This is a genomic window from Modestobacter lacusdianchii, assembly GCF_054177765.1.
Map to the genome: position 1 here is coordinate 18,357 of NZ_JBJJTJ010000026.1, position 17,882 is coordinate 36,238.

Below are 17,882 nucleotides of genomic sequence, written 5' to 3' on the forward strand. Positions count from 1 at the left end.
GTGGTTCCCGGCGGACCGGCGGTGACACCGGGCGGGCGCCGGACGTCACCAACCCGTCATCCCGGCAGGTCGGCAGCGGTCAGGGGATGCGGTTCTCCGGCCGGGTCGCCGGCCCGCGGGTGGGCGGCGGGCGGTGGGCGGCCTGCCCGGCGTGCCGCTGCGCCTGCGCCGGGGTGATCCGCGGCAGCTCGCTGGTCAGCCAGCGCACCGGCCGCCGCTGGGCGGGCCGCCGGGCGGCGAGGAAGTCCAGCGCGATCGCCGCCGTCCAGGACTGGTCGCGGCTGCCGAGGGTCTCTCCGGTCATCGGCTGGTAGTACTCGGCGAAGTCGCAGTCGATCAGCTGCGAGAGCCCCGCCAGCCGCAGCTGGTTGGCCGCCTCCGGCTCACCCGACCGGTTCAACGCCCAGGCCATCAGCCAGTTCAGCACCGGCCACTGCGGGCCGCGCCAGTAGGTCTGCTCCCGGAAGCTCGGGGACGCCGGGGACACCGAGGGGACGACAGGCCAGCGCAGCCGGGAGTGGCCGCACCAGCGCGGGCCCAGCAGCAGGTCGCGCTGCCGGCGGGTCAGGGCGTCGTCCCCACCGCACAGCAGCGGGGCGAACCCGGCGGCGCTCTCCACGTCCAGCCACCGGCCGGTGCGCAGGTCGAGGTCGCGCGCCAGCCCGGTCCCGGGGTCCACCGAGCGCAGCACGCCGGTGCGGAACCGCCGCGCGATCGCCCGGGACTGCTCCACGCCCCCGGCGGTGCCCCCGCCGATGCCCAGCTCCTCGCCCATGTCGGCGAGCAGGTCGCTGGCCGCGGCCAGCAGCGCGGAGACCAGGACGTCGCCGACCACGAAGTCACCGCTGGCCCGGTAGGCCGCGTCGTCGTAGCGCACCCGGACCTTCTGCTCGAGCAGCCACAGGTAGCGGGCGTACTCGGCGTCGGTGGGCCGCTGCGAGGGGTCGGCGACGTGTGCGAGGTCGGCCCGGACGAACGGCGGCATGTCCGGCTGCGGGTGCACGTTGGCGTAGGGCTCGTCCCAGCGCGGCGAGTCGTCCATCCCCGACTCCCAGCCGTGGTGGATCTCCACCAGGCCGTAGGAGTAGGGGTCGCGGGCGGTGGCCAGGTACTGGTGCCAGGCCAGCCACTGGTCGAAGGTCTCCCGCACGAACTCCTCGGCCAGCTCCTGGTCGGCACCGCCCTTGCGCCGGGCGTCGTGCAGGATCCGGGACAGCGCGATGACGTGGATCGGCGGCTGGCAGATGCCCGACGTGGCCACCCCGGCCGGGCGGGCCGCCGCCACCTGGGTGCGCCACCGCTCCGGCCCGGGGAAGTAGTCGCTGGGGGAGTGGAACAGGATGTGCGGGATCATCCCGGTCGCCCACTGCCCGGACAGCAGGCTGCGCAGCTCGGCCAGCGCGCGGGGCACCGACACCGTCGCGATGCCCAGGGCGACGAAGCCGGCGTCCCAGCTCCACATGTGCGGGTAGAGCGTGGGTGAGGCGACGGTGAACGCACCCCGGTCGTTGGCCCGGAGCACGTAGCCGGCGCGGCCGGACATCAGCCCGATCTCCACCGCGCTCGGTTGGGACACGGTCATCTGCAGGTCCGTTCCTCTCGCCGGTCGTCGGCATCCTCACCCGGGACCCGGGGGTGACGGGCGGAGTTCACCAGAACGTCACGCCCCGGGGGTCGACCCGCTCCCGAGTGTCACCCCCGCGGTGCCGGCTCGCTCTCCCGGGTGCGTGCCCCACCCCACCACGGCGCCTGTGCGAGCAGGTACAGCAGCACCCCGACGGCCAGCATCAGCCCGGCCCGCAGCCAGGTCGTGGCCTCCTGCTGCCAGAGCAGCAGCAGGCGGGAGGCGATCGCCAGCACCGGCAGCACGACGGGGGCGGTGAAGTGCTCCTGGGCCACCCGGTCGCGGCGCAGCACCAGCACCGCGACGTTGGTGCTCAGGAACACCAGCAGGAGCAGCAGGACCACGATGTTCGCCAGCGCGCCCAGGTCGCCGATCAGGGTGAGCCCCATCGCCACCGCGGTGGTCACCACGATCGCGACCCACGGCGTCCGCCGCCCCGGCAGCACCCGGCCCAGCACCGGCGGGAGCAGCCGCTGCTCGGCCAGCCCGAACACCATCCGGCTGGCCATGATCATCGTGAGCAGCGCCCCGTTGGCCACGGCGACCAGCGCGATGGCGCTGAACAGCTGGTCGGGGACGCCGATCCCGGTGGCCTGCACGACGGCCAGCAGCGGGCCGGAGGAGGCGGCCAGCTCGTCGGCGGGCAGCACGACCGAGGCCACCAGGCCCACCAGCACGTAGACCACGCCGGCGGTCACGAGCGCGCCGAACAGGGCCCGGGGGTACACCCGGCGCACGTCGCGCACCTCCTCGGCGACGTTGGCCGAGGTCTCGAACCCGACGAACGAGTAGTAGGCCAGGATCGCCGCCGCCAGCACCGCCGAGCCGGCCGAGACGCCCTCGGGGAACTCGACCACCCGGCCGGGGTCGCCGTCGCCGCGGCCGAACACGATCGCCCCCAGCACGACGACCAGCAGCAGCCCGGACACCTCGACCACGGTCATCACCACGTTGGCCCGCACCGACTCCTGGATGCCGCGGGCGTTCAGCAGCGCCACCAGCAGCAGGAAGACCAGCGCGGCCGGCACGGCCGGCACGTCGAGGAACACGCCGAGGTAGTCGCCGGCGAAGGCCAGCGCCAGGCCCGCGGCGCTGGTCACGCCGGCGGCGAGCATGCAGTACCCGACCAGGAACGACAGCACCGGACGCCGGAACGCCCGCTCGGCGAAGACCGCCGAGCCACCCGCCCGCGGGTACTTGGTGACCAGCTCGGCGTAGGAGACCGCGGTGAGCATGGCCAGCCCGAGGGCGACCAGCAGCGGCACCCACAGCGCGCCACCGACCTCGCCGGCGATCTCGCCGACCAGGGCGTAGATGCCCGCGCCCAGCACGTCGCCGAGGATGAACAGGTAGAGCAGCTTGCCGCTCACCGCCCGTCGCAGTGCGGTGTCCTCGCCCGCGGGCGAGCCGGTTCGCTGATCATGCTGGTCCACCGGCCGAGTCTCAGGTGGGGTCCCGGGCGCGGCAACCGCAGCGCGCGACGTGCCCCTCCTGGGTGACCTGCTCAACCGACCACCTCCCGTTGCCGATGGGTGATCGACAAGGTGAGCACCACGACCGCGCGTCCACGGACGGGCGCAGCGGGCGTGCGACAGCAGGAGGTGACCGACGTGCGGGCAGGAGCCGACGACGTCGTCCACGCACGCCCGGCCACGGAGCCGGACGGTGGCTGGGCCGCCGCGCTCGACGCCGTGCTCGCCGACCCCGCCCGGCCACGGCTGGTCTTCCAGCCGATCGTCGACCTGCGCCGCGGTCTCATCGCCGGGTACGAGGCGCTGTCCCGCTTCGACGGCCCCGCCGGCTGCGGTCCGGACCGCTGGTTCGCCGCGGCCGACGAGCTCGGCCTCGGCGCCCGGCTGGAGGCCCGGGTGGTCACCGCGGCGCTCGCCGTGCGAGCCGAGCTGCCGCAGCACTGCTTCCTCAGCGTCAACGTCAGCCCGCACCTGCTCACCGAGCCCGAGCTGGCCGGCGTCCTGCTGGCCGCCGACGACCTCACCGGGCTGGTGCTCGAGCTCACCGAGCACGTCCCCGTCGAGGACGCCGAGCCGCTGGTCGCCCTGCTCGACCGGCTGCGCAGCGTCGGCGCGGCGGTCGCCCTGGACGACGCCGGCTCCGGCTACTCAGGGCTGCAGCAGCTGGCCCGGCTGCGCCCCGACTTCGTGAAGCTGGACCGCGCGCTGGTCGACCACGCCGACCGCGACGAGGCGAAGCTCGCCCTGGCCGAGCTGCTGGGCACCTACGCGGGCCGGCTGGACGCCTGGCTGCTGGTGGAGGGCATCGAGCGGGTCGAGGAGCTGGAGGCCTTCGTCCGACTCGGCGTCCCGCTGGCCCAGGGCTACCTGCTGGCCGAGCCCGGGCCGGGCTGGCCCGCGCTGCGCCCCGGGGTGTCCGCCCAGCTGCAGGCGATGGCCGCCCGCAGCGCCGCCGCCGACCAGGTGGCCGCGCTGGTCGAGGCCGTGCCCACGGTGCGCTCCGGCGACCCGGCCGGCGACCCCGCGGCGCTGACCGAGGCCGCCCGACTGCTCGCCGCCGACCCCGGTCTGGGCCTGGTGGTCGCCGTCGACGACCTCGGCTGCCCGGTGCACCTGGTGCGCCCCGGCCAGCGCGACACCGAGGCCGGCACCGACGTGCAGCTGGTGCCGGTGAGCCTGCGGGTGCGGCCCGCCGCCCAGCTGGTGGAGGTGATCACCCGGGCGATGACCCGGGTCGCCGCCCGCCGGTTCGACCCGGTGCTGTGCGTCGACGAGACCGGCCGGCTGCTCGGGCTGGTGCGTCCCGAGCGGATGACCCTGCGCCTGGCCGAGCTCTACAGCGGCGCGGGCACCGAGCTCACCGCCTCCCACCCGACCCCCGGCCCGGTACCCGCCGTGCCGGCACTGACCTCAGGAGCGTCCCGATGAAGCAGTTCGACTGCGCCGACCTCGTCCCCGGTTGCGGGGCGGGCTTCCGCGCCGCCACGGCCGACGAGATCATCGCCCTCGGCCGGGTGCACGCCGCTGTCCACCACGGTGTGCACGGCGAGGACTACACCCCGGAGATCGAGGCGGCCACCCGGTCGCTCATCCGGGACGTCGCCCCGGCGGCCGCGGCGTGAAGGAGTTCGACTGCGCCGACGTCGTCCCCGGCTGCGGGGCGAGCTTCCGCGCGCCCACGGTCGCGGAGCTGCTCGCGCACGGCCGGGTGCACGCCGCGCACGCGCACGACAAGGCCGAGCCGGACATGCCGGCGGTGGACGTCGCGGTGGCCGCGGCGATCCGCGACGCCTGAGCGGGGCCGGCCGGCTCAGCCCTGCTCGACGGCGGAGCGGTGCGCCTTGACGACGACGAGCACGTCCTCGCTCTGCAGCGTGCCGATGAGCGGGTCGTCGAAGCGCAGCGTGCGCCCGCCGCGGGCCACGGAGAGCACCACGTCGCGCAGCTGACGCGGCCCCAGCCCCACCTCCGAGGGGGTGACCGTGCGCTGCTGCAGGTCCAGGCCCCGCCCGCTGGTCAGCAGGTCCTCCACGACGGCGACCACGCCGGGCTGGTCGGTGGACAGGCCGAGCAGTCGCCCTGACGTCGCCGAGGAGGTGATCACCGAGTCGGCGCCGGACTGGCGCAGCAGGCTGGCGTTCTCCTCCTCCCGGACGCTCGCGGTGATCGGCACGGTCGGGTTGAGCTGCCGCACGGTGAGGGTGATCAGCACCGCGGCGTCGTCGCGGTCGGCGGCGACCACCACGGCCCGGGCCTTCTCGACCGAGGTGCGGCGCAGCACGTCGGTGCGCCCGGCGTCGCCGAGCACCCCGGTGAACCCGGCCGAGGTGGCCTCCTCGATGGCCCGCGGGTCCGGGTCGACGACGAGGATGTGCTCGGCGTCGGTGCCGGTGCTGAGCAGGGCGCGGATCGCGCTGCGGCCCTTGGTGCCGTAACCGCACACGACGACGTGCTGGCGCACGCGAGACCTCCAGCGTCGGATCCGGAACTCCTCCCGGGAGCGCGCAGTGAGCGCCTCCAGGGTCGTCCCGATGAGGATGAGCAGGAAGGTGACCCGCAGCGGCGTGATCACCAGGATGTTGACCAGCCGGGCCCCCGGGTCCACCGGCACGATGTCGCCGTAGCCGGTGGTGGAGAGGGTGACGGTGGCGTAGTACGTCGCGTCCAGCAGGCTGATCTCGCCGCCGCCGTTGGCGTCCCGGTAGCCGTCCCGGTCGAGGTAGACGATCAGCACGGTGGCGACGAGCACCAGGGCGGCGATCACCACCCGCCGCCAGACCTGGCGCGCGGGGGACTCCTCGGTGTGCGGCAGGTGGACGCCGCTGTGGTCGTCGTTCATCGGCCCGGCCGGTCTCCCGTCACCGGCGGGACGATAGCCGTCCGGGTCGGGCGGCGCGGCCCGACCGGCCGCCTCACCTGTCCTCGGGTGCTGCGGCGAGGGCGTCGAGCACGCGGTCGAGCAGGGCGTGCAGGGTGGCGCCCTCCTCGGCGGTCAGGCCGATCGCCTCGGGGCGGCCGAGCTCGGCCAGCACCGGCCCGGCGGCCTCCAGGGCCTGCCGGCCGGCCGCGGTGAGCCGGACGTCGATCCGCTGACCGCGGCGCGCACCCCCCGGCCGGTCGACCCAGCCGGCGTCGGCGAGGCCGTGCAGCAGGGCGGACATGCTCTGCGGCGTCATCGACAGCCGGCGGGCCAGCTCCGCGGAGGTCAGCGCGGGCTCCCGGGCCAGGTGCACCAGCACGAAGAAGGTGTGCGGGCGCAGCCCCACGGTGGCCAGCCGCCGGGCGAAGGCGGCGTTCATCTCCGCCCCGGCCCGGGCCAGGGCGTAGGCGGTGATCCCGGTCGGGCCCGTGGCCAGCCAGGCGGGCAGCGGCGGTTCCTGCCCGCCTCCGTCCGATGGGTGCTCCACGAAGGGACACCGTAGGGTGCCCATCGAGCATCAGTCTCCTGATGCTCTTGCTGGAGGGGGACGGACATGGGGCGGCTGACCGACTGGGTGCTCGCACACCGCCGGTTCGTGGTGCTGGGCTGGCTGGCGGTCGCGGTCGTCGGCGGGGTGCTGGCCCCCACCACGATCGACCGGCTGGGCTTCGACTTCTCCACCCCCGGCCAGCCCGCCTACGAGGCGAACCAGGCGATCGTCGAGGAGGTGGGCACCGGCGGGGGCGTCGACCCGCTGGTGGTGACCGTCGCGCTGCCGGAGGGCACCACGGTCGACGAGGCCCGTCCCGAGCTCACCGCCGCCTTCGAGCGGCTCCGCCAGCCGGGCTGGCGGGTCGCCACCCCCGACGACGACGCACCCGGCACCGGCGTGCTCGCCGCCGAGGGCACCGCGGTCGCGCTGGTCTGGCCCCCGGCCGTCGAGGGCCCCGCGCCCTACGCCGCCGCGCTGCCCCAGCTGGAGGGTGCGCTGCAGGGCGTGACCGTGGCCGGCGTCGAGCCGGTGGTCACCGGCACGCCGGTGCTGGCCGAGGGCGGCGGCGACGAGCGGCCGATCATCGTGGAGATCGCCCTCGGCGCCGGTGGCGCGATCGTCGTCCTGGCGCTGGTGTTCGGCTCGCTGCTCGCGCTGGTGCCGCTGCTGATCGCCGCGGTCGCGATCACCACCACGTTCCTGCTGGTGCTCGGGCTCACCACGCTCACCGACGTCAGCTTCATCGTGCAGTACCTGGTCGGGCTGATCGGCCTGGGCGTGGCGATCGACTACTCGCTGCTGGTGGTGATGCGCTGGCGCGAGGAGCGCGCCGCCGGCGCCGACGACCTGGCCGCGGTGCGCACCGCGATGACCACCGCCGGCCGCGCGGTCGTGTTCAGCGGGGTCACCGTGGCGATCTCCCTGCTGTCGCTGGTGGTGCTGCCGCTGCCGTTCCTGCGCGCCGTGGGCTTCGGCGGGCTCTTCATCCCGCTGGTCAGCGTGCTCGTCGCGCTCACCCTGCTGCCGGTGGTGCTGGCCTCGGCCGGACGCCGGCTCGAGTGGCCCCGCCGCCGCCTCCGCGGCGCGGAGAGCCCCACCTGGCACCGCATCGGCACGACGGTGGTGCGGCACCGCTGGGTCGCGGCAGCGCTCGCCACGGTGCTGCTCCTGCTGCTCGCCTCTCCGGTGCTGGGCATCCGGCTGGGCAGCCCCGAGGTGTCGGCGACCGCCACCGGGTCGTCCCCGGCGGCGACCGCGTTCCAGGAGCTCACCGGCGACGGCCTGCCCGCCGGGCTGGCCCGCCCGGTCGAGGTGCTCACCGACGACCGGGCCGCCGCGGTCGAGCAGCTGGCGGCGGTCGAGGGGGTGGCCGGGGTGCTGGCCCCCGAGGGGGAGGCGTGGCAGGGCAGCGGCGCCGGGGTGGTCGACGTCGTCCTGGCCGACGACCCGTCGTCCACTGCCGGCCGGGAGGCGCTCACCGCGGTGCGCGGGGCCGCCGACGGGCTGGACGGCGCGCGGGTCGGTGGCACGGCGGCCGGCGACGCGGACTCGGTGGAGGCGATCTACGGCAACGCCTGGTGGGTGCTGCCGCTGGTCGTCGTGGTCACCTTCGCGCTGCTCGCGCCGGCCCTGCGGTCGATCTGGCTGCCGGTGAAGGCGCTGCTGCTCAACGTGGTGTCCATCGCCGCCGCCTACGGCATGACCGTGTGGATCTGGCAGGAGGGGCACCTGACCGACCTGCTGTTCGGCGCCACCGCCACCGGCACGCTCACCTTCTGGGTGCCGGTGGCCGCCTTCTCGTTCCTGTTCGGGCTGTCGATGGACTACGAGGTGTTCATCCTGTCCCGGATCCGGGAGGGCCGGGACGCCGGCATGACCACCGACGAGGCCACCGTGCACGGCGTCGGGTACACCGGCCGGCTGGTCACCTCGGCGGCGCTGATCCTCTTCCTGGCCTTCGTGGCGCTCTCCACGGTGCCGGTGGTCGACGTGAAGATCTTCGCCACCACGCTGGCGCTGGGCATCCTGCTCGACGCCACCGTCGTCCGCGGGGTGCTCACCCCGGCGCTGGTCGCGCTGCTCGGCGACGTCAACTGGTGGTGGCCGCGCCGGCTCGCTCGCGGGCGCTCAACTCCCGCTTGAGCACCTTGCCGGCCGGTGACACCGGGAGGGCGTCGACGAAGACGACGTCCCGCAGCCGCTGGTACGGGGTGACCTGCTGGTTCACCCCGGCCATGACCGTCTCGGCGGTCAGCGCGGCGCCGGCGTCGTCGGCCCGGCGCACCACGTAGGCGACCGGCAGCTCACCGGCCTCCGGGTCGGGGCGGCCGACCACCGCCGCGGCCGCCACTCCCGCGGTGCCGAACAGCAGCTCCTCCAGCTCGCGGGGGAACACGTTGTAGCCCTTGTAGAGCAGCATGTCCTTGGTGCGGTCGACGATGGCCAGGTAGCCGTCGGCGTCGAGCACCCCGACGTCTCCGGTGTGGAACCAGCCGTCGGGGTCGATCGCCTCCGCGGTGGCGTCCGGCCGCCGGGCGTAGCCGCGCATCACCTGCGGCCCGCGGATGCAGACCTCGCCGCGCTCGCCCGCCGGTAGCGGGTCACCGCCGCCGAGCGGCCGGATGGACACCTCCGTGTCCGGCAGCGGGACGCCGACCGTGCCGGGCTTGCGCAGCCCGGAGGTGTGCGGCGGGTTGCCGGTGGCCTGCATGGTCACCTCGGTGAGGCCGTAGCCCTCGGCGATCACCGCACCCGGCGCCAGCGCCCGCATCCGCTCGATCAGCGGCACCGGCAGCGGGGCGGCGCCGCTGGCGAAGCCGCGCACGCTCGACAGGTCGGCCTCGGCGATCCCGGGCACCTGCAGCAGTGCGACGAACACCGGCGGGGCGCCGCCGATGCTGGTCACCCGGTACCGGACGGCGTCGGCCAGGTAGTGCGCCGGGTCGAACCGGTCGTGCACCACCACGGTCGCCCCGGCCATCACCTGGCCGTTGAGGTAGCCGATCACCCCCATGGCGTGGAACCACGGGGTCAGGTTGATCAGCGTGGCGGTGCCCAGCCGGGTCGGGTGCTCCGCGACGCTGCCCACCTGGTCGAGGGTGACGTCGCCCGCCTCGTCGAGCACCGGCACCGAGCCGGAGCTGAAGCACGCCGCCTGCAGCACGTTGGTGACCACCGCCCGGTGCGGCAGCTCGACGCCCTTGCTCACCCCGGTCGTGCCGCCGGTGTAGGCCAGGTGGGCCAGGTCGTCGGCCGGGTGGAGGTCGGCGTCCCGGTGCGCGTCGGCGGGATCGGCGGCCAGCAGGTCGGCCAGGGAGGCGGCGCCGGGCAGGTCGGTCAGCTCGACCGCGGCGGCGGGGTCGGCGATCTGCTGCGGCCCGGTGACCACCACGGTCTGCACGCCGGTGGCCGGCAGCGCCACCCGGACGGCGGGCAGCACCGGCTCCCAGGTGACCAGCGCGCGGGCGCCGGCGTCGGCCAGCTGGTGCGCCAGCGCGGCCGGCGGCAGCAGCGGGTTGGTGGGGGAGAAGGTGGCCCCGGCCAGCAGCACCCCGTAGTAGACGGCCGGGTACTGCAGGCAGTTGGGCAGGTGCACGGCCACCACGTCACCCCGGCCGATGCCGCGCGCGGCCAGCCCCGCGGCGATCGCGTGCGCCCGGCGGCCCAGCTCGGTGAAGGACAGCTCCACGTCGTGGTGCACGAACGCGGTGCGGTCACCCCAGCGGCGCACCGCGGCCCGCAGCACCGACCCGACCGGCACGTCCGGGTACTCCAGCGAGCGGGGGAGGCTCGGCGGCCACGCGGAGGGCTGGGTGGAGCCGGGCGCCTGCGTCGCGGTCATCGTCGTCCTCTCGTCCGGCGTCGTTGCCGAGCCCCCAGCGTGGCCCACGTCACCCCCTGCGTCGAGTGATCGGGCGTGCGCCAGGATGGCGGGATGAACCCCCAGCGCACGGCCCTGGTCCTCGGTGGCGGCGGCATCACCGGCATCGCCTGGGAGATCGGGCTCATCGCCGGGCTCGCCGAGGCCGGCGTCGACCTGTCCACCGCCGACCTCGTCGTCGGCACCTCGGCCGGGTCGGTGGTCGGCGCCCAGCTGCGCAGCGGCACCGACGTCGAGCAGCTCTACGCCCGGCAGCTCGAGCCCGCCGGCGCCGAGCGCGTCGCACGACTGGGCCGCGGCACGCTGGCCCGCTACGGGCTGGCGATGCTGCTCGCCCGCCGGGACGACGCGGCCTTCCGCCGCCGCATCGGCGAGCTGGCCCGGCGCGCGGCCGACACCGGGAAGACCCCTCCCGAGGACGAGCGGCGGGCCGCCATCGCCTCCCGGCTGCCCGACGCGCAGTGGCCCGACCGCCCGCTGGTGGTCACCGCCGTCGACGCCGACAGCGGGGAGTTCACCACCTTCACCCGGTCGTCGGGGGTCGACCTGCTGGCCGCGGTGGGCGCCAGCTGCGCCGTCCCCGGCGTCTACCCGCCGGTGACCATCGACGGGCACCGCTACATGGACGGCGGCATGCGCTCCCCGGCCAACGCCGACCTGGCCGCCGACGCCGACCGGATCGTGGTGATCGCCCCGCTGCCCCGCGGCATGGGGCCGATGACCAGCGTCGACGCCCAGGTCACCGGGCTGGTCAGCCGGGTCGCCGTCGTCTCGCCGGACCAGGCGAGCCTGCGCGCCATCGGCAAGAACGTGCTCGACCCGGCCGCCCGCGAGCCCTCGGCCCGGGCCGGCCGGGCGCAGGCGGCGAGCGTGGCCGCCCGGGTCGCCGAGGTCTGGCAGGGCTGACCGACAGCGCACCACTCGACGGAGAGAGGACGTGGGATGACCGCACCCGTGCTGACCGAGGTGACCGACGGGGTGGGGGTGCTGACCCTCAACCGCCCCGAGGCGAAGAACGCCGTCGACCTGGCGACCACGCAGGCGCTGGCCGCCGCGGTCGACGAGTTCGACGCCCGGGACGACGTCGCGGTGCTGGTGCTCACCGGCGCCGGGGGCACGTTCTGCGCCGGCATGGACCTCAAGGCCTTCGCCCGCGGTGAGCGGCCGCGGATCGAGGGCCGCGGGTTCGCCGGCCTCACCGAGGCGCCGCCGGGGAAGCCGCTGATCGCCGCGGTGGAGGGCTGGGCGCTGGCCGGGGGCTGCGAGCTCGCGCTCACCGCCGACCTGGTGGTGGCCGCCCGGGACGCCCGGTTCGGCATCCCCGAGGTCAAGCGCGGGCTGTTCGCCGCCGGCGGCGGGGTGCTGCGGCTGGCCAAGGCGCTGCCCTACCAGCGGGCGATGGAGATGGCGCTGACCGGTGACCCGCTCACCGCCGAGGAGGCGCACCGGTTCGGGCTGGTCAACACGCTCACCGAGCCCGGTGGGGCGCTGGCCGGGGCGCGTGAGCTGGCCGCGCGGATCGCGGTCAACGGGCCGCTGGGGGTGCGGGCCAGCAAGCAGCTGATCGCCGGCTCCGTCGGCTGGACCGACCGGGCCGCGCTGGACGCGCAGCGTGAGCTCGCCGACCGGGTGTTCGCCTCGGCCGACGCCCTGGAGGGCGCCCGCGCCTTCGCCGAGAAGCGCACCCCGGTCTGGCGCGGCGAGTGACAGCCCAGCGGGCTCGCCCGGTCGGAGGAGCCCGCTGAGCCGTCACTCGGTGGGCGTGGGCCCGCGACGCGCCGGGCGACTCGCCGGTCTCGGCGATCGGCTTCACCCGTTGTTCGCCGGGCCTTGCCTGTGCGCCGGCTGAGGTCGCACTGTGCTGGGTGGGCGGGCCGTCGGCGAGGGTCGCCGTCCGAGCCCGTGGGGGTCCCGATGAGCCGTACGTCCCGGTTGTCCGCCGCTGCGCTGACAGCCCTGCTCGCCGTCCTGCTGTCCCTGGTCGTCGCCCCGGCGTCCTCGGCCACCCCGTCGCGCGGCGGCGCGGGGCACCACGGCGCCGACGCCGAGGACCTCCTGGTCATCGGGCACCGCGGCGCCTCCGGCTACCGCCCGGAGCACACGCTGGCCTCCTACGAGCTGGCCGCCCGGATGGGCGCGGACCACATCGAGTGCGACGTGGTCAGCACCGCCGACCACGTGCTGGTCTGCCGGCACGAGAACGAGATCTCCGGCACCACCGACGTGGCCGACCGGCGGGAGTTCGCCGACCGGCGGACGACGAAGACCGTGGACGGCGTCGAGCTGACCGGCTGGTTCACCGAGGACTTCACGCTGGCCGAGCTCAAGACGCTGCGGGCGGTCGAGCGGCTGCCGGAGCTGCGCGAGGAGAACACCCTCTACGACGGGCTGTTCGCGGTGCCGACCCTGGACGAGTTCCTGGAGCTGCGCGCCGACCTCAGCCGCGAGCTGCGCCGCGACATCGGGGTCTACATCGAGACCAAGCACCCCACCTACTTCGACGGGGTGGGCCTGTCGCTGGAGGAGCCGCTGCTGGCCGACCTGCGGGAGGCGCGGCTGGACCGGCGCAACTCGCCGGTGTTCCTGCAGTCGTTCGAGACGGCGAACCTCCGCGAGCTGGACGCCGCCCGGGTGCGGGTGCCGCTGGTGCAGCTGCTGTCGGCCAGCGGCGCGCCGGCCGACCTGGTCGCCGCCGGTGACCCGCGCACCTACGCCGACCTCTCCACCGCGGCCGGGCTGGCCGCGATCGCCGAGTACGCCGACGGGGTGGGCCCGGAGAAGTCCCAGGTCATCCCGCTGGAGGACGACGGCACGCTGGGTGAGCCGACGTCCTTCGTCTCCGACGCGCACGCCGTGGACCTGCTGGTGCACCCGTACACGTTCCGCAACGAGAACGCCTTCCTGCCCGCCGACCTCGACGAGGGCACCGACCCGGCGGCCTACGGCCGGGCGATCGAGGAGCAGCTGCGCTTCTGGGAGGCCGGGGTGGACGGCATCTTCACCGACAACCCGGACACCGGCGTCCTCACCCGCGAGCTGTTCCTGGACCCGGCACTGGCCCCCGCCGCCTGACCCCGGGAGGGGCGGGACGCCGTCCCGCCCCTCCCGTGCGGCGAGTGACAGCTCAGCGGGCTCTCCGCCGGCGGTGAGCCCGCTGAGCTGTCACTGGTCGTTCAGGTGGCGGAGCAGCGTCTCGCCGATGTCGCGCATCGCGGCGACCTGCTCCGGGCTGAGCTGGTCGAACAGGTGGGTGCGCACGCTCTCCACGTGCACCGGCGCGGCGCCCTCCAGAGCGGCGAAGCCCTCGTCGGTGAGGACGGCGAGCTGGCCGCGGCCGTCCTCGGCGCAGACCTGCCGGCGCACCCAGCCGCGCTCCTCGAGCCGGGAGACGGCGTGCGACAGGCGGCTGCGGGAGGACAGGCACCGCTCGGCGAGCTCGCTCATCCGCAGCTGCCGGCCCTCGGTCTCCGACAGCTGGACGAGGATCTCGTAGTAGGCGTGCGAGATGCCGGTCTGCCGGGTCAGCTCGCGGTCGAGCCGGTCGTCGAGCAGCATCCAGCTGTAGAGCCAGGCCCGCCACGCCTGCTGTTCGGCGGCGTCGAGCCAGCGCGGCTCGGCGGGCACCGCAGGGATGTCGCCGCCCGTCGTCGGTGCGGCGGACGACACGTCACTCGTCATGTGGACGAGGGTACTGGCGGAATACTCAAGTCTTCAACTACGCTACTGCCCGACGCAGGCAGTCAAACGCTCAACCACTTGGAGTCCACCATGGCCAGCACCACCCAGATCCCCGGCTACGTCGTCGGCACGTGGGACATCGACGCGTCGCACTCGACCGTCGGCTTCTCCGTCCGCCACATGATGGTCAGCAAGGTCCGCGGCTACTTCCGTGAGTTCTCCGGGGAGATCGTCACCGCCGCCGACCCGGCGCTGTCCACCGTGCACGCCAAGATCAACATGGACTCGATCGACACGCGCCAGGAGCAGCGGGACGCGCACATCAAGTCCGCCGACTTCTTCGACGTGGGCAACCACACCGAGATGGAGTTCCGCTCCACCGGCGTGCGCAACGAGGGTGAGGACTGGGTCGTCGAGGGCGACCTGACGATCAAGGGCATCACCAAGCCCGTCACGCTGAAGCTGGAGCTGAACGGCTTCGGGCCGGACGCCTACGGCGGCACCCGCGCCGGCTTCTCCGGCAAGACCTCCATCTCCCGCAAGGAGTACGGCGTCGACATCGACATGCCGATGGACGGCGGCGGCGTCGTCGTCGGCGACAAGATCGACGTCGAGCTCGAGATCGAGGCCGTGCTCCGCGCTGCCTGACGAAGGACCCCCTCGCCCCCCGCCACACGCTCCGCGCGTGGCGGGACCCTGCGAGGGGGCCGAAGGGCCCCGGCGCACCGCGCCGGGGCCCTCGGTGCGTCCGGGGACTGCCAGTGAACTCACAGCCGGCGTGCGGGAACCACAGGGCCGCTGCGCAGGACAGTGACGGCGTGCAGACCATCCGCCCGTGGGCCGCGACCGCCGCCCGACTGCTGCTCGGCGTCGTGCTCGTCGTCGCCGGCGCGCTCAAGGTCCCGGACCCGGCGGCCGCCGAGCGGGCGGTGCGCGCCTACCGGCTGCTGCCCGAGGCGCTGGTCAGCCCGGTCGCCTTCGGCCTCCCGGTGCTGGAGATCGCCGTCGGCCTCGCCCTGCTCGCCGGGGTGTTCGTCCGGACGGCGGCGATCGCCTCCGCGGCGCTGATGGTGGTGTTCCTCGTCGGCGTGGGCTCGGCCTGGGCCCGCGGACTGCAGATCGACTGCGGCTGCTTCGGCGGTGGCGGGGAGGTCGCCGCCGAGGACACCGGCTACCCCGGCGAGATCGCCCGGGACACCGCCCTGCTGCTGATCGCCCTCGCCCTGGCCCGCTGGCCGTCGTCCCGGCTGGCGCTGGGCACCCCCGATCGAACGGAGCACGCCGATGTCCGGTGAGTCCAAGCGCGAGGCCGCCCGCAGGCGGATCGCGGAGAAGCGCGCCGCCGAGGCCGCCGCCCGGGCGGCGGCCGAGCGCCGCCGCCGCACCGTTCTCGGCGGGGTGGCCGCCGCTGCGGTGCTGGTGATCGCCCTGGTCGTCGTCTTCGTCGTCCAGTCCTCCCGGACGTCGACCGACGCCGACGCCGCCGCCCCGGCCGGGACCGTCGCGGACGGGACGGCGTTCCCGGTCGGCCGGGCCGACGCCCCGGTCACGGTGAGCGTGTACGCCGACTTCCAGTGCCCGGTCTGCCAGCGCTTCGAGGAGACCAACGGCGACACCCTCGACCAGCTGGTCGCCGACGGTCAGATCGTCCTCGAGCACCGGCCGATCGCGATCCTGGACCGGTTCTCGACCACCGACTACTCCACCCGCGCGCTCAACGCGGCCGCCGTCGTGGCCGACGAGGCCGGGATCGAGGCGTTCGAGCAGTTCTCCGACCTGCTGTTCGCGAACCAGCCCGAGGAGGGCGGCGAGGGGCTCGGCGACGACCGGTTGATCGAGTACGCCGCACAGGCCGGTGCCACCGGGGAGGCCGTGGAACAGGGGATCACCGACCTCCGGTTCGAGGACTGGGTCGCCCAGGTGACCGAGGCGGCCAGTCAGGCCGACGTGACCGGCACCCCGACCGTCCTCGTCGACGGGGAGCCGCTGGACAACAGCACCCAGCTGACCCCGGAGGGCATCACCGCCGCGGTGGAGGCCGCCGCCCAGGGCTGACACCCGTGGGCGGTCGCTGCCCGGCGGTCGTGGTGCCCGGCGGGGTGCCGCGACGGGTGCCGCCGGGTGGGGCAGGCTGCCCCGGTGACCCGCGCGCGCACCGTCGTCCTGGCGGTCGGGCTGCTGGGCGGGCTGGTCGCGTGCGCCGCCGCGCTGCGGGCCGGCCGGTACACCCCGGTCTGGCTGGAGTCCCGGTCGCCGTGCGAGCTGGCCGGGGAGTGCACGGCGGCCGAGGTGGCGGGGGCCCTCCGGTGGCTGTGGTGGCCGGTCGCCGGTGGGCTGGCGGTCCTGGCGGTGGCCGCGGTGCTGCTCGCCTGGACGCTCCCGCCGACGCGCCCGCACCGGGGAGAGCAGGCGCCGCTGCCCGCGCCGGTGCACGCGCTCCTCGCCGGCCTGATCGCCTTCGGCGCCGCACTGCTGGCCGGCTTCCCGGTGCTGATCGCCGCCTTCGGAGGGGCGCACGCACTGGTCGTCGCGCTCGCCGTGGCCTGGCTGGCCCAGGCGGCCGCGGTGCTGCTGGCCGGCCGGGTGGCCCGTTCGCTCCTGCCCGTGCCCGGGCAGGACTGGCTGGCCGCGCTGCTGGTCAGTGGTCTCGGTGTCGGGGCGGTCGTGCTGACCTGGCAGCTGTCGGACGCCGGGTCGGTCACCGTGCCGCCGGTCGTCGACGCGGTCGTCGTGGCGCTCGCCGTGCTGGGTCAGCGCGCCCTGCGCCGGCTCGGGCGGCGTCCCGCCTGGCCGTCGGTGGCCGGTGGGGGCGCCGTCCTGGCCGCCGGGGTGCTGCTGCTGGTCGAGCTGCTGACCCCGGCGGCGCCCGTCGCCCCGACGGTGTCGCCGCCGCCGGCCGAGGAGGTCCCGCCGCCGACGCCCAGTCCGGCCCCGGCTCCGCCGCCCGAGCCGGAGCCGACGCCCGAGCCGGTGGTGGCCGAGCAGCCGTGCGCGCAGTCCGACCTCACCTTCCGGGTCGGTGGGTTCGACGCGGCGATGGGCGCCCGGGCGGCCGCGGTCGAGGCGACCAACGACGGCTCGGCCGCGTGCTGGCTGGAGGGCGTGCCGGTCGTCGTCCTGCTGCAGGGTGGCCGGCCGCTCGCCCTGCAGGTCGGCCCGGGAGAGACCCCGGAGGGCGCACCGGCCCAGGCGCAGCGGGTCGGTGTCGCCCCGGGCGGTACGGCCATCGCGCTGCTCACCTGGCGCAGCTACGGCGGGTGGGCCGACCTGGAGACCCCGCAGGCGGTGACCGTCGCGCTGGACGCGTCGAGCACGCTGGTCGCCGCCGAGCTGGACGGCGGGGGAGCGGCACCGTTCGACATCGCCGACGGCGGTGCCTGGGCGATCGCCCCGTGGGCCCCGCCCTGGAACTGACCGACCAGGACCCGACCGCCCGGACGGCGACCCCGGGCGCTGGGACACTGGGCGGCATGTCGACCTCCACCCTCGCCCGCGTGCAGACCCGTCTCCCGTCGGCGGTCCCGGTCGCCGTGGGGCTGGCCGCAGGCTTCGGCGTCGCCCAGGCCACCGGCGTCCGCGCCCTCGGAGGGGTCGTCTTCGCCGCGGGCGGCCTGGCGGCCGGCTGGCTCTGGTACCGCCGGCGCGGTCTGGCCGTCGCCGCCGGGCTGGCGGTCGCCTACGTCGCCGCGTTCGTGCTCGCCCACGTGCTGGCCCTCGGCGTCGGCTGGCCGGCCTGGCTGGCCGTCGGGCTGGTGACCGTGCTGGCCGCGGCGCTGTCCTGGGCGGTCGCCGACCGCGGGGTGTCCTGAGGCCTC

18 protein-coding genes are annotated in these 17,882 nt (G+C 75.4%); 12 read left to right on the top strand and 6 right to left on the bottom strand.

Annotation, left to right across the window (positions count from 1 at the left end; translation table 11 throughout):
• Window positions 1-79: 79 nt before the first annotated feature.
• Together ggh and ACJTNH_RS16520 are read right to left on the bottom strand one after the other, a co-directional pair.
• Window positions 80-1,582: a glucosylglycerate hydrolase gene (ggh, locus tag ACJTNH_RS16515; protein WP_458177572.1), complete on the bottom strand. Its 1,503-nt coding sequence runs from the start codon at window positions 1,580-1,582 to the stop codon at window positions 80-82.
• Between the two features lie 110 nt (window positions 1,583-1,692).
• Window positions 1,693-3,057 (bottom strand): APC family permease, encoded by a 1,365-nt coding sequence (locus ACJTNH_RS16520; RefSeq protein WP_458177574.1) that lies wholly within the window; start codon window positions 3,055-3,057, stop codon window positions 1,693-1,695.
• Window positions 3,058-3,210: 153 nt separating this feature from the next.
• Between ACJTNH_RS16520 and ACJTNH_RS16525 the strand changes: the two genes are divergently transcribed.
• From ACJTNH_RS16525 to ACJTNH_RS16535, 3 genes are read left to right on the top strand one after another with little or no spacing between them, the layout of a single operon-like run.
• Window positions 3,211-4,524, top strand: a complete 1,314-nt coding sequence (locus tag ACJTNH_RS16525) for an EAL domain-containing protein (RefSeq protein ID WP_458177576.1) — start codon at window positions 3,211-3,213, stop codon at window positions 4,522-4,524.
• Entirely contained in the window at window positions 4,521-4,718 is a 198-nt protein-coding gene (locus tag ACJTNH_RS16530; RefSeq protein ID WP_458177578.1) for a DUF1059 domain-containing protein, read from the top strand. The genes ACJTNH_RS16525 and ACJTNH_RS16530 overlap by 4 nt, the downstream gene beginning before the upstream one ends.
• A complete protein-coding gene (locus tag ACJTNH_RS16535) occupies window positions 4,715-4,891 on the top strand; it encodes a DUF1059 domain-containing protein (RefSeq protein WP_458177580.1) in 177 nt (58 codons plus the stop codon). The genes ACJTNH_RS16530 and ACJTNH_RS16535 overlap by 4 nt, the downstream gene beginning before the upstream one ends.
• Before the next feature lie 15 nt (window positions 4,892-4,906).
• Here the strand turns inward: ACJTNH_RS16535 and ACJTNH_RS16540 are convergent, their stop codons facing one another.
• Complete coding sequence (locus ACJTNH_RS16540) at window positions 4,907-5,935, bottom strand: potassium channel family protein (RefSeq protein WP_458177582.1); 1,029 nt, start codon at window positions 5,933-5,935, stop codon at window positions 4,907-4,909.
• Between the two features lie 73 nt (window positions 5,936-6,008).
• Window positions 6,009-6,503, bottom strand: coding sequence for a MarR family winged helix-turn-helix transcriptional regulator (locus tag ACJTNH_RS16545; RefSeq protein WP_458177584.1), 495 nt, complete (start codon window positions 6,501-6,503; stop codon window positions 6,009-6,011).
• Window positions 6,504-6,569: 66 nt separating this feature from the next.
• Here ACJTNH_RS16545 and ACJTNH_RS16550 point away from each other — a divergent pair, with 66 nt between their 5' ends.
• Window positions 6,570-8,651: an MMPL family transporter gene (locus tag ACJTNH_RS16550; protein WP_458177586.1), complete on the top strand. Its 2,082-nt coding sequence runs from the start codon at window positions 6,570-6,572 to the stop codon at window positions 8,649-8,651.
• On the opposite strand, the gene ACJTNH_RS16555 is transcribed toward ACJTNH_RS16550, so the two are convergent.
• Window positions 8,599-10,350 carry a class I adenylate-forming enzyme family protein gene (locus tag ACJTNH_RS16555; RefSeq protein WP_458177588.1) on the bottom strand — a complete coding sequence of 584 codons (1,752 nt, stop codon included), beginning with the start codon at window positions 10,348-10,350 and terminating at the stop codon, window positions 8,599-8,601. The two genes, ACJTNH_RS16550 and ACJTNH_RS16555, sit on opposite strands and share 53 nt — an antisense overlap.
• Before the next feature lie 93 nt (window positions 10,351-10,443).
• Here ACJTNH_RS16555 and ACJTNH_RS16560 point away from each other — a divergent pair, with 93 nt between their 5' ends.
• From ACJTNH_RS16560 to ACJTNH_RS16570, 3 genes are all read left to right on the top strand, one after another.
• A complete protein-coding gene (locus tag ACJTNH_RS16560) occupies window positions 10,444-11,295 on the top strand; it encodes a patatin-like phospholipase family protein (protein WP_458177590.1) in 852 nt (283 codons plus the stop codon).
• 36 nt (window positions 11,296-11,331) lie between these two features.
• Window positions 11,332-12,096: a crotonase/enoyl-CoA hydratase family protein gene (locus ACJTNH_RS16565; RefSeq protein WP_458177592.1), complete on the top strand. Its 765-nt coding sequence runs from the start codon at window positions 11,332-11,334 to the stop codon at window positions 12,094-12,096.
• Window positions 12,097-12,303: 207 nt separating this feature from the next.
• Window positions 12,304-13,461, top strand: coding sequence for a glycerophosphodiester phosphodiesterase (locus ACJTNH_RS16570; RefSeq protein ID WP_458177594.1), 1,158 nt, complete (start codon window positions 12,304-12,306; stop codon window positions 13,459-13,461).
• A gap of 90 nt (window positions 13,462-13,551) precedes the next feature.
• Here the strand turns inward: ACJTNH_RS16570 and ACJTNH_RS16575 are convergent, their stop codons facing one another.
• The gene (locus tag ACJTNH_RS16575) at window positions 13,552-14,067 is read right to left on the bottom strand and encodes a MarR family winged helix-turn-helix transcriptional regulator (RefSeq protein WP_458177596.1); all 516 of its coding nucleotides are present in this window, start codon (window positions 14,065-14,067) and stop codon (window positions 13,552-13,554) included.
• Between the two features lie 90 nt (window positions 14,068-14,157).
• Between ACJTNH_RS16575 and ACJTNH_RS16580 the strand changes: the two genes are divergently transcribed.
• The 5 genes from ACJTNH_RS16580 (at window position 14,158) to ACJTNH_RS16600 (ending at window position 17,876) form a co-directional block, all read left to right on the top strand.
• The gene (locus tag ACJTNH_RS16580; protein ID WP_458177598.1) at window positions 14,158-14,715 is read left to right on the top strand and encodes a YceI family protein; all 558 of its coding nucleotides are present in this window, start codon (window positions 14,158-14,160) and stop codon (window positions 14,713-14,715) included.
• Window positions 14,716-14,885: 170 nt separating this feature from the next.
• Window positions 14,886-15,362 carry a MauE/DoxX family redox-associated membrane protein gene (locus ACJTNH_RS16585; RefSeq protein WP_458177600.1) on the top strand — a complete coding sequence of 159 codons (477 nt, stop codon included), beginning with the start codon at window positions 14,886-14,888 and terminating at the stop codon, window positions 15,360-15,362.
• On the top strand, window positions 15,352-16,122 hold the full coding sequence (locus tag ACJTNH_RS16590) for a DsbA family protein (RefSeq protein ID WP_458177602.1): 771 nt from the start codon (window positions 15,352-15,354) through the stop codon (window positions 16,120-16,122). The genes ACJTNH_RS16585 and ACJTNH_RS16590 overlap by 11 nt, the downstream gene beginning before the upstream one ends.
• A gap of 84 nt (window positions 16,123-16,206) precedes the next feature.
• Complete coding sequence (locus ACJTNH_RS16595; RefSeq protein WP_458177604.1) at window positions 16,207-17,481, top strand: DUF4232 domain-containing protein; 1,275 nt, start codon at window positions 16,207-16,209, stop codon at window positions 17,479-17,481.
• Window positions 17,482-17,537: 56 nt separating this feature from the next.
• The gene (locus tag ACJTNH_RS16600; protein WP_458177606.1) at window positions 17,538-17,876 is read left to right on the top strand and encodes a hypothetical protein; all 339 of its coding nucleotides are present in this window, start codon (window positions 17,538-17,540) and stop codon (window positions 17,874-17,876) included.
• Window positions 17,877-17,882: the final 6 nt, after the last annotated feature.